Origin of the sequence: Microbulbifer weihaiensis, assembly GCF_048323715.1 — a bacterium.
In the GTDB taxonomy this organism is placed as follows: Bacteria; Pseudomonadota; Gammaproteobacteria; order Pseudomonadales; family Cellvibrionaceae; genus Microbulbifer.
The window spans coordinates 154395-166262 of the sequence record NZ_JBLWFL010000002.1 but is presented as its reverse complement, the minus strand read 5'-3'; the positions used below and the strand labels follow the sequence as shown (position 1 = coordinate 166262).

At 51.8% G+C, this 11868-nt stretch carries 6 protein-coding genes; 1 reads left to right on the top strand and 5 read right to left on the bottom strand.

Translation table 11 applies throughout. The features are described 5' to 3' along the window. From ACNKU7_RS04505 to purU, 5 genes are all read right to left on the bottom strand, one after another. The coding region (locus ACNKU7_RS04505) for a LamG-like jellyroll fold domain-containing protein (protein ID WP_418295774.1) at positions 1-7061 on the bottom strand (7061 nt) is incomplete at its 3' end. A 16-nt stretch (positions 7062-7077) separates the two neighbouring features. Further along, positions 7078-7980 carry a transglutaminase-like domain-containing protein gene (locus tag ACNKU7_RS04500; protein ID WP_418295773.1) on the bottom strand — a complete coding sequence of 301 codons (903 nt, stop codon included), beginning with the start codon at positions 7978-7980 and terminating at the stop codon, positions 7078-7080. After that, positions 7943-8752, bottom strand: a complete 810-nt coding sequence (locus ACNKU7_RS04495) for a hypothetical protein (protein ID WP_418295772.1) — start codon at positions 8750-8752, stop codon at positions 7943-7945. Before ACNKU7_RS04495 ends, ACNKU7_RS04500 begins: the two co-directional genes overlap by 38 nt. A gap of 308 nt (positions 8753-9060) precedes the next feature. Next, positions 9061-9453, bottom strand: a complete 393-nt coding sequence (locus ACNKU7_RS04490; RefSeq protein ID WP_418295771.1) for a hypothetical protein — start codon at positions 9451-9453, stop codon at positions 9061-9063. Between the two features lie 88 nt (positions 9454-9541). Then, positions 9542-10378: a formyltetrahydrofolate deformylase gene (gene purU, locus ACNKU7_RS04485; RefSeq protein ID WP_418295770.1), complete on the bottom strand. Its 837-nt coding sequence runs from the start codon at positions 10376-10378 to the stop codon at positions 9542-9544. A gap of 110 nt (positions 10379-10488) precedes the next feature. Between purU and pepQ the strand changes: the two genes are divergently transcribed. Further along, on the top strand, positions 10489-11799 hold the full coding sequence (pepQ, locus tag ACNKU7_RS04480) for a Xaa-Pro dipeptidase (protein ID WP_418295769.1): 1311 nt from the start codon (positions 10489-10491) through the stop codon (positions 11797-11799). Positions 11800-11868: the final 69 nt, after the last annotated feature.

Sequence of the window (11868 nt, the reverse complement as noted above, 5' to 3'; positions counted from 1 at the left end):
CCATCCTGATCCTGATCCATACCGAGGCCGTTGGTGCCGAAGATATCCGGGCCTACTGAGAACGTATAGGTTCCCTCCAATACCGGTTCACCGAACGTCACCAAATACTCAGCATAACCACCGGATGCAACGCTAGTTACCTGTACTGGGCTACCGCTACTATTTATAAGCTCAAAATCACTGCTATCAATGGACTCGGGATTGATTCCGACACTGAACTGCACCGCTATCTCAGAAAACACCTGATTGCTATATCCAGAGATGCTCAGAGATTTAACCTTCGGGGCAGCACCTCTTTCGGCCATATAAATGGTACCGCCCTGCCCATAATTCAATGAGTTATGTGCGCGGCCACCGTTAACCTGAATTTGCGCCTCGTCAAGCCCCTCTAAAATATCGTAATAAAGAGCTATTCGGCCCCCGCCACCGCCACCGCCATTACTGCCATGAGCGCCATTCGCAGCAATGAGCGCTTTTGCTCCAACTCGCAGCAATCCGGATTCAACCCAAATAGATCCTCCCGCTCCTCCGCCATTGCTATTTTGTTGGCCATGAGCGAGCAAACTTCCATTTAAAATCAAATCCTCTGCAATCAGTCGAATCGCGCCGCCACCACGACTATATAAATTGTCATTGGTTTTTCCGCCGATACCAAAATCGTCGGGCTGCAATTCGCTACCAAAAGTTGGGTTTGTTGTAGATCCGTTGGTACCACCTAAGCCACCATAGCTCCCTCCAGACAGCCCCCCAACATCTCCATTAGGGCCTTGCCCGCGATAACTAACGTCGATTGCACTTCCCTCTTCGACATAAATTTCGCGGGCCTCTAGCGCAACCCCCTTCATGGCAGGCAACAATGACAAATCACTAACGTGTGAAATAGAGCCGCCATTAATTACCGATACTTTCCCCCAAGTTTCATCACGGCTGAGCTCATAGGAAAAGCCATCAACAACGAGCTCACCACCATCACCAGGAAGGAGTAGCTGGCCAAAAGGACGCAATACCGAAGCATGCCCCTCAATGTGACTGGCCACCTGAACAACCCCGGTCACATTCACAATCGAATTTTCCAACCGAACTTTGTTGAACGAGGAGTCCGACAATTCGACAATTAAATCACCAAAGACTACTTCATCTTCGAGGTAGTCTCCGGAAAACAACAGCGGATCACTATAGGATTTATTCTTCCCTTTGTTACTCAAACGCAACAAAGTCCTACCGCTTTGCCTGTCTTCCACATACACAGTACCCGGCTGGCCGTTGCGAGACGTACCCGTGTAGTAAGAGCCTCCAGTTGCGCTGGTATGTACCGCCGGATCCAAATTGGCGCTGTCGTAGTAGAGTGCGATGCGACCACCACCAGAACCATCGTACCCTTGGGCACCATTGGCCCTGATCTGAGTGGAAGATCGACTGACGGACAAGATACCTACATCCAGCCAAATAGAACCGCCAGATCCCGCACCGTCATACGTATCAGAGCCACCATTTGCGCTAATAATTCCGTCCAACCGCAGTTCACCGGAAATATTTAACTTAATTGCACCACCACCACGCGTGTTATTGCTACTGTCATTGGCCGAATTGTTATACCGCCCGCCGGTACCAAAATGTTGTGGTGCCTTGTAATCTCCGTACGTCGCATTGGTCGTCCGGCTACCAGCAGTTCCTGCAAGGCCGCCGTAACTTCCGGAAGAGTCCGCCCCCAAATCATCCGTTGGCAGATTGCCTTTACTGTCCAGATTGATCGCACTGCTGGTATCAATCTCCAGATAGTTCGCGGTCAGTTCAACGCCATCGGCGCCAGATGCGGTTTGCGCGCCGATGCTATGCGTAATCACACCACCGTTACGCACAAATACCTGATCCCAGCTCTCATCCCCTTCCATGGTGTAGGTATAACCATCGACCAGCAGCTGATCATTCGCCCCAGGAACTTTCCAGTTACCATTACTATTGATCCCACCACGCAAGTTAGTGCCGTCAGTGGAAAAGCTATCCGAGACCGTGACCAGGCCCTGTGCCGTGGCCGAGCCACCGACAATATTCATCGTGCCAGTAACGACCCCGTCCAGGGTCGCAGTACTATTGGATTGAACTATCGATACCGCGGTGACATTGGTGAGCGCGACGACATCTGAACTGAAATACAAGTCATTGAAGCTGGCATCCGAAATGGCAACATTGACATTCACAAACTCAACCAGGCTTTCGGTGTACTCACCGGAAATCAGCATCGGGTCGCTGTAAGATTTATTTATTCCTTTGTTGTCAAAGCGCAACAAAGACCAGCCACTTTGCTTGTCTTCCACATATATCGTGCCGGGCTGGCCATTGCGAGACGTACTTGTGTAGTAAGCCCCCCCCATTGCGCTGGTATGTACCGCCGGATCCAAATTGGAGCTGTCGTAGTAGAGTGCGATACGACCACCACCAGAGCCATCGTACCCCTGGGCACCACTGGCCCTGATCTGAGTGGAAGATCGACTGACGGACAAGGTACCCACATCCAGCCAAATAGAACCGCCAGATCCCGCACCGTCATACGTATCAGAGCCGCCATTTGCGCTAATAATCCCGTCCAACCGCAGTTCACCGGAAATACTTAACTTAATTGCACCACCACCACGCGTGTTATTACTACTGTCATTGGGCGAGTTGTTATAACGCCCGCCGGTACCAAAGTGCTGTGGTGTCTTGTAATCTCCATACGTCGCGTTGGTCGTCCTGTCTCCAGCAGTTCCTGCAAGGCCGCCGTAACTTCCAGAAGAGTCCGTTCCCAAATCATCCGTTGGCAGATTGCCTTTACTGTCCAGATTGATCGCACTGCTGTTATCAATCTCCAGATAGTTCGCGGTCAGTTCAACACCATCGGCGCCAGATGCGGTTTGCGCGCCGATGCTATGCGTAATCACGCCACCATTACGCACAAATACCTGATCCCAGCTCTCATCCCCATCCATGGTGTAGGTATAACCATCAACTACAAGCTGGTCATTCTCCCCGGGGATTTTCCAGTTACCATTACTATTGATCCCACCACGCAAGTTAGTGCCGTCAGTGGAAAAGCTATCCGAGACCGTGACCAGGCCCTGAGCCGTGGCCGAGCCACCGGTAATACTCATCGCGCCAGTAACAACCTCGCCCAGGGTCGCTGTACTATCGGATTGAACTATCGAAACCGCGGTGACATTGGTAAGTGCTACGATATCTGAACTGAAATACAAGTCATTGAAGCTGGCATCCGAAATGGCGACATTGACATTCACAAACTCAACCAGGCTTTCGGTGTACTCACCGGAAATCAGCATCGGGTCGCTATAGGATTTATTCCGTCCCTTGTTTTCAAAACGTAACAAAGTTCGGCCGCTTTGCTTGTCTTCGACATAAACCGTGCCGGGCTGGCCATTACGAGACGGACTCGAGTAATAAGGTCCCCCCGTTGCACTGGCATGTACGGCCGGATCCAGATTCGCGCTGTCGTAATAGATTGCGATACGACCACCACCAGAGCCATCGTAACCCTGTGCTCCATTGGCCCTGATCCGTTCGGGGGATTCGCTGACGGTGAAAGTACCGACGTCAAGCCAAATAGATCCACCGGATCCCGCACCATCTGCGGAGTCAGCACCGCCATTCGCAGTAATAACACCATCCAGTCGCAGCTCACCGGCGACGCTTAACTTAATTGCACCACCACCACGCGTGTTATTACTGCTGTCATTGGGCGAGTTGTTATAACGCCCGCCGGTACCAAAGTGGTGTGGTGTCTTGTAATCTCCATACGTCGCGTTGGTCGTCCTGCCTCCAGCAGTTCCTGCAAGGCCGCCGTAACTTCCAGAAGAGTCCGCTCCCAAATCATCCGTTGGCAGATTACCTTTACTGTCCAGATTGATCGCGCTGCTGTTATCAATCTCCAGATAGTTCGCGGTCAGTTCAACACCATCGGCGCCAGATGCGGTTTGCGCGCCGATGCTATGCGTAATCACGCCACCGTTACGCACAAATACCTGATCCCAGCTCTCATCCCCATCCATGGTGTAGGTATAACCATCAACAACAAGCTGGTCATTCGCCCCGGGGATTTTCCAGTTACCATTACTATTGATCCCACCAAGCAAGTTAGTGCCGTCAGTGGAAAAGCTATCCGAGACCGTGACCAGGCCCTGAGCCGTGGCCGAACCACCGGTAATCCTCATCGTGCCCGCAACGACCCCGTCCAGGGTCGCAGTACTATCGGATTGAACTATCGAAACCGCGGTGACATTGGTGAGCGCAGCAATATCTGAACTGAAATACAAGTCATTAAAGCTCGCATCCGAAATGGCGACATTGACATTCACAAACTCGACCCGGCTTTCAGTGTACTCACCGGAAATCAGCATCGGGTCGCTATAGGATTTATTCCGTCCCTTGTTTTCAAAACGTAACAAAGTCCGGCCGCTTTGCTTGTCTTCGACATAAACCGTGCCGGGCTGGCCATTGCGAGACGTACTCGAGTAATAAGGTCCCCCCGTTGCACTGGCATGTACGGCCGGATCCAAATTCGCGCTGTCGTAATAGATTGCGATACGACCACCACCAGAGCCATCGTAACCCTGTGCTCCATTGGCCCTGATCCGTTCGGGGGATTCGCTGACGGTTAAAGTACCGACGTCGAGCCAAATAGATCCACCGGATCCCGCACCATCTGCGGAGTCAGCACCGCCATTCGCAGTAATAACACCATCCAGTCGCAGCTCACCGGCGACGCTTAACTTAATTGAACCGCCACCACGCGTGTTATTACTGCTGTCATTGGACGAGTTGTTATAACGCCCGCCGGTACCAAAGTGGTGTGGTGTCTTGTAATCTCCATACGTCGCGTTGGTCGTCCTGCCTCCAGCAGTCCCTGCAAGGCCGCCGTAACTTCCTGACGAGTCCGCTCCCACTTCATCCGTTGGCAAGGAGCCTTTACTGTCCAGGTTGATTGAGCTCGTGGCATCAATCTCCAGATAGTTCGCGATCAGTTCAACACCATCGGCGCCAGATGCGGTTAGCGCACCGATGCTATGCGTAATCACACCACCATTCCGCACAAATACCTGATCCCAGCTCTCATCCCCATCCATGGTGTAGGTATAACCATCAACCAAAAGCTGGCCATTCGCCCCAGGAACCTTCCAGTTACCATTACTATTGATCCCACCAAGCAAGTTAGTGCCGTCAGTGGAAAAGCTATCCGAGACCGTGACCAGGCCCTGAGCCGTGGCCGAACCACCGGTAATCCTCATAGTGCCCGCAACAACGCCATCCAGGGTCGCAGTGGTGCTGGACTGGTTTATCGAAACGGCGGTGACATTGGCGAGCGCAGCGATATCTGAACTGAAATACAAGTCATTGAAGCTCGCATCCGAAATGGCGACATTGACATTCACAAACTCGACCCGGCTTTCAGTGTACTCACCGGAAATCAGCATCGGGTCGCTATAGGATTTATTTATTCCTTTATTGTCAAAGCGCAATAAAGACCAGCCGTGTTGCCTGTCTTCCACATACACTGTGCCGGGCTGGCCATTGCGAGACGTACTTGAGTAATAAGGTCCTCCCGCTGTGCTGGTATGTACCGCCGGGTTCAAATTTGCATTGTCGTAATAGATTGCGATACGACCACCGCCAGAGCCATCGTACCCTCGCGCTCCATTGGCCCTGATCCGTTCGGGGGATTCGCTGACGGTCAAAGTACCGACGTCGAGCCAGATAGATCCACCGGATCCCGCATCATCTGCGGAGTCAGCACCGCCATTCGCAGTAATAACACCATCCAGCCGAAGCTCACCGGCGACGCTTAGCTTAATTGAACCGCCACCACGCGTGTTATTACTGCTGTCATTGGGCGAGCTGTTATAACGCCCGCCGGTACCAAAGTGCTGTGGTGCCTTGTAATCCCCGTACGTAGCATTGGTCGTCTTGCCCTCAGAGATTCCAGCCCTCCCCCCGTAGCTTCCTGACGAGTCAGCTCCCACTTCATCCGTTGGCAAGGAGCCTTTACTGTCTACGTTGATTGAACTAGTGGCATCAATTTCCAAATAGTTAGTAACGATCTCCAGACCATCCGCACCAGAAGCCGTTTTGGCATTAACCGAATGCGTTATTTGGCCACCGTTTCTCACAACTACAGAGTAAAACTCGTGTGATCCGTCCAGGGTTAAGGTGGCCCCATCAACAACAATGCTTTTATTGTCGAGCCCAAAATCATCAGACCCGACCAGCAAATCACTTCCTACAAGAACCTCTTCCAACGTGGAAGGCTGGGCACCCAGCAAGTAGTGATCATGAACTTCTGACGGGGATAGGCTACGGTCATAAAACGCAAAATTTGATAAATCACCGTCAAAAAAATCGATGATTGATCCGGTTAGGCTTGCGCCACCTATGATTAGCGGCCCATCGCTCGAAAAAAACTGCCCTTCGAATATCTCGGCGTGACGACGTATTCCATTGCGGTAAAACACCAACTCGCGACCATCATAGGTAACGACATAATGCTTCCACTGATTCAGCGATGCAGGAGTTGAGTCCTCAACAGACGCCCTACCATTTTCATATTCGAAACCAAATGCCACGTGCCCATTTGTCTTATGCCCGATTACGTGAACCTGGTCAACGGCAGCTTTTTGTAAGAAAAACACACCATGACCAGCAACCACGGAATTCCTGCCTGCGATAGATCTCCAGCCCGATGCATTTTCAATTTTCGCCCAAACTTCAAAGGTAAAGGCATTTTGTAGCTCTGGAAACTCAATGCTTTTACTCCGCAAAGCCTGGGAAACCCCATTCAAGGATACTGCACGACCAATATTAAGGCCGGTTTCCACATAGCTTAACGAAGGTCCAACAACCTCCAGATTCCAGCCATTTCCAGTTAAATCAGGGATCTCACCATTTCCCGCAACTTCCATATCCCAATAGGCTATCGGAGAATCTTCCAACACTTTTTCTTTATATATTTGCGAACTCGAAAATGACGCAAAAAATACACAAAAAATGCAAGCAACAGCAGACGAAATCCCTTTCATCAAATAATTCCCATAATTAAAGCATCTGCACACTCAAACGTGAGTCAAAGCTTAAAAATCTATGACTATTCTTTAAACGTGAATGTTTGCTGAAGTTATAAAATGCGATATATGACCCATAATCCGAGTCAACAATATTGTTTTGCGGATCCGCTATTTTCCAGCTACCAGAGTGATTATACTCCGCCCAATTGTGGTAGCTTTCTGAACTTAATTTTCCGGAATCTTCAACCACAAACCCGCCAACCATCCGCGCCGGAATATCTACTGCTCTAGACAATGCAACAAATGCAGAAGAAAACTCCGTGCAATCGCCTTTCTTTTCAAGCAACGCGTAGCGTGCACCCCGGTCTTCCGAGATATAACCGATATCGACAATGTTTTTATAAAGCCAAGACGATGCTTCTTCGGGCATGTTTTTGCTTTGGCGAATTTTTTTCGCCAATTCCAGAACCTCTGAAGAACCCACCTCGATATTTGGCTCGGCCCCAAGAAAATCACCCATGGCGCTATAACGCTGAGCGGCTCCAGCCATGGCCAGGTGTACTGTGATATTTACAACTTGACTTGAAAAGGGCGCCACATCAAGAATCTCAAACTTCAAGGTTTGGTTTCCGATATCGTCTTTAGTTACTTCATATTCATGACTGGCACTAATACTTAGCGTCTTTTGGTAGGAATTCTGAGCGACTGGCGCAAAAACATTAAATTGAGCAGACTCAATTAACGAAGCGGTATTATTAGTTACTAAGAAGCTGTAGCGAATAGTTTTGTTTATATCGTAATGAAGAGCATCACTGCTCTTAGACCAGTAAAGCCACAGAATTAAAACTGGCAATGCTATTGCGGCACAGATCCAAAACCTGAGCCACGCGGCAAAATTAACTCGCACATGCACCCCGAAAATCTTTACCTGCACGTTTCAAGGCGCTTTCTGACCGAACCTCCAAAGCGGTAATCACACTTTGCAGCCCTCCCTCAACAACATGGACGGCCTTGTAATCATCGGCACTGAAAATATGCGTTCCCGTATCCTCTACATAGAAAACGGGCAGATACCTATTTAAGGAGCTAAATTCGATACTCTGCCTTATCAGCTGTTCCAGACTAACACCCTCGTCAGGATAAACGGCTGTTATTCCGGCTTTTTGCAGCTGGTCTGAAACTGACTTACTTGGAACAATGGTAACGGCACCGAATCGCTGAGCTTCCACTAAAAAGTGGTCTGGAGACACGGATACAGGAGGGTGGGATGAAATATCGCTTGGATTCCAAACTACAATTATTGGATCTTTAAACCCACTTTGAACAAGCTCTTGACACAGCTTTGCAAGCTCAAATCGCTTATACGACTCCGCGCCAATTACTATTTTGCTATCTTTCAGGAATTGATTTGTCTTGACCCTGCGAATGGGTACATGCAGAGAGCTTGATGGAAATAATTCACGGACAGGATTGAGGGATACATCCACATAGGTAAATGAGCCCTTAAGTTCTGCCACTGGGACAAAACACTCCTCGGAAATAGAAGCGTCATTTACAACAAACGAGCTTTGCCAGACCTTCCGCAGACCAACTTCACTGTAAAATCCATCTTCAGTCCCAACCGCTTCACCGCTCAACGCCCGAAGAGAAATCGACGCGATAAAAAGAACAGCACAAACAGGCAGAGATGTGACATTCCATTTCACATCCAACTTCTCATTTTAGTAACTATTACATTACAGCCAAACTACCAGCTGTACTTTGGAGGCGGTCGATCCTATAAAAATATTTGGCACGTCGCGAGAAAAAGAGGACTCGAACCCACTTTTGGTGACACAATTCACAATTTTTAACTGTCTTAAGTGACATTTGCCTACCCAGACTCCCCTCCCCAACGAAGGAGGTCAACTGCGTTCAATTAGTTTTAACTATCCGAACAAACATTAAATTGCACAAAATTGCACCACCCCATTTGAAAGCTGTGTCTCGTTCACGATTCACTGGGAAAATACTATCACTCGGCCGCATCGCGGCACTCACCGCGCACTTCACCGCCCAGTTGGGATACCACGCGATCGATCACGAAGTAGCCATCGCGGCAGAAACCGGTTTCCTTGAGTTTGAGATTCATTGCGTAGTCAAAATCCGCACTCCGCTGCCGGCGCGGCTGACCAGCCATCATCTCCTGATCACGCAACATCCCGCTGCGAGGGTTTGGACGTTCGGTAAAAGGCCCGCGCAGCTGTGGTGCGGCTATCTCGAGACTGTATGTAAAGCGTTTGGAGCCATTGGCTGAAATTTCGGTGTGGAAGGATTCTTTCAGGCCGGGATTGGGTGCCCGGGGTTCACTGGCGCACCCCGCCAGAAAAAACAATGCTGAAATACCGGCGATATAACGGGTAAACATTCATCCCCCTGTTCATAGTAATTCGATAGCGCTCATCCCGGCCCTGAAGCGGCGCTCCCACAGCCGGGATTCCGGTAGAAGAATGAGGCTATTTAAACACCACGGTGCGGTTACCGTGAATAAACACCCGCTCTTCCAGCACCAGCTGCAGCGCACGGCTCAATACCTGCTTCTCCACATCCCGGCCGGCGCTGGCCATGGACTCAGCGGAATAGCCGTGATCCACATGGATCACATCCTGCTCGATGATCGGGCCTTCGTCCAGGTCATCGGTAACGAAGTGCGCAGTGGCACCGATAATCTTGACGCCGCGCTCAAAGGCCTGCTGATAGGGTTTGGCACCGATAAACGCAGGCAGGAAAGAGTGGTGAATGTTGATGATGCGCTTTTTGTAATGCTCGACAAACTGCGGGGTAAGCACCCGCATGTATTTGGCCAGAATCAGGTAATCCGGCTGGTAGCTGTCCACCAGCTGCATCACCTGCTCTTCATGCTGCGCCCGCTCCAGCCCTTCCGCGGGCAACCAGTGGAAAGGAATATCGAACTTCTCCACCAGCGGCTGGAGGGTATTGTGGTTGCCGATCACCGCGGCGATCTCCACGTCCATCGCCCCTGAATAACACTTCATCAGGATGTCACCAAGGCAGTGGGCCTCCTTGGTAACCATCAATACCAGGCGCTTGCGGCCGGAGGCAACCAGCTTGCGCACTGCGCCTTCCGGCAGCGCCAGATCCAGGTCTTCCAGCAGGGTCGTATCGTTGAAGTTACCTTCCAGGGCGGTGCGCATGAAGAAGCGCCCCTGGTCGCGGTCGACGAACTCATCGTTCTTGGTGATGTTGAGCTGGTGCTTGTAGCAGATGTTGGTGATCTTGGCGATCAACCCTTTGGCGTCCGGGCAATCCGTTAGCAGTATCTTCTTTTCCATCGGTAAAAATCAGACTAATTATTCAGAAGGCTGACTATACACTATGTGCATTCGTATACCCGCCACGGGTTCATTTTTTGACCACAAGCTTTCCGACCAACAGGGTGATCATGGATAAGACCTTATTTGCCGAACATCTGGCCACGCTGCGCAAACGCTACGACGACATCCTCGAGCAGTGCGGTTTTGAGACGCTGAACGTATTCAGCGGAGCACCCTCGGTACAGTTCCTGGACGACAACTACTACCCCTTCCGGGTCAACCCGCAGTTCAAGGCACTGGTGCCGGTTACCGACAACCCCAACAGCTGGGTCATCTTCCGCCGCGGGCAAAAGCCCAAGCTGCTGTTCTACCGCCCGGTCGACTTCTGGCACTACGTGCCGCCCGCGCCCCAGACCTTCTGGAGCGACGAATACGACATCGAGCTGCTGGCCAAGCCAGACGAAGCCAAGGCGTTCCTGTCCGGTGAAAATGCAGCGTTTATTGGCGAAACCGGAAAGCTGGAAGGCTGGGACATCGGCGAGCGCAACCCGCAGCACCTGATCGACCGCCTGCACTGGGCCCGCGCCTACAAAACCCCGTATGAAATGGCCTGCCTGCGCGAAGCCAACCGCATTGCCGTGCGCGCGCACCGTGCCGCGGAAGACGCCTTCCGCGCAGGTGCCAGCGAGTTCGAAATCAACCTCGCCTATATGAAAGCCGCCGGCCAGGGCGAAGGTCGCATGCCCTACGGCAATATTGTCGCGCTGAACGAGCACGGCGCGATCCTGCACTACACCCACCTGGGTACCGAGCCACTGCCGGAGAGCGAGCGCCGCAGCTTCCTGATCGACGCCGGCGCCGACTGCAATGGCTATGCGGCAGATATCACCCGCAGCTATGCCTACCGCGATGGTGAATTCGCCGACCTGGTCGCGGCGATGGATGAGAAGGAACAGGAACTGGTGGCAGGCCTGACGCCGGGCGCCTCTTATGTAGAGCTGCACCGCCAGTGCCACCACAGGATCGGCCAGTTGCTGCAGCAGTTTGGCATCATCAAGACCTCACCGGAAAGTGCCGTGGAATCCGGCCTTACCGGCACCTTCATGCCCCACGGCCTCGGCCACTTCCTGGGCCTGCAGGTTCACGATGTGGGCGGTCACCAGACCGGCCCGGAAGGCGGCAAGACCCCGCCGCCCGCGGAATACCCCTTCCTGCGCACTACGCGCACGGTGGAAGAAAACCAGGTGTTCACCATCGAACCCGGGCTCTACTTTATCGAAAGCCTGCTGGCGGACCTGAAGGAATCCCAGCTCGCCGGTGAAGTGAACTGGGACAAGGTGGAAAGCCTGCGTCCGTTCGGCGGTGTGCGTATCGAAGACAACATCATCGTGCACGCTGATCGCATCGAGAACATGACGCGGGATTGTTACGGCGAGTAATCGCCGGGCAGAACTCTCGCGTATTCACCTGCAAGCAGGCTCCTGCCAGGGGGTGGCCCCCAGTAGGAG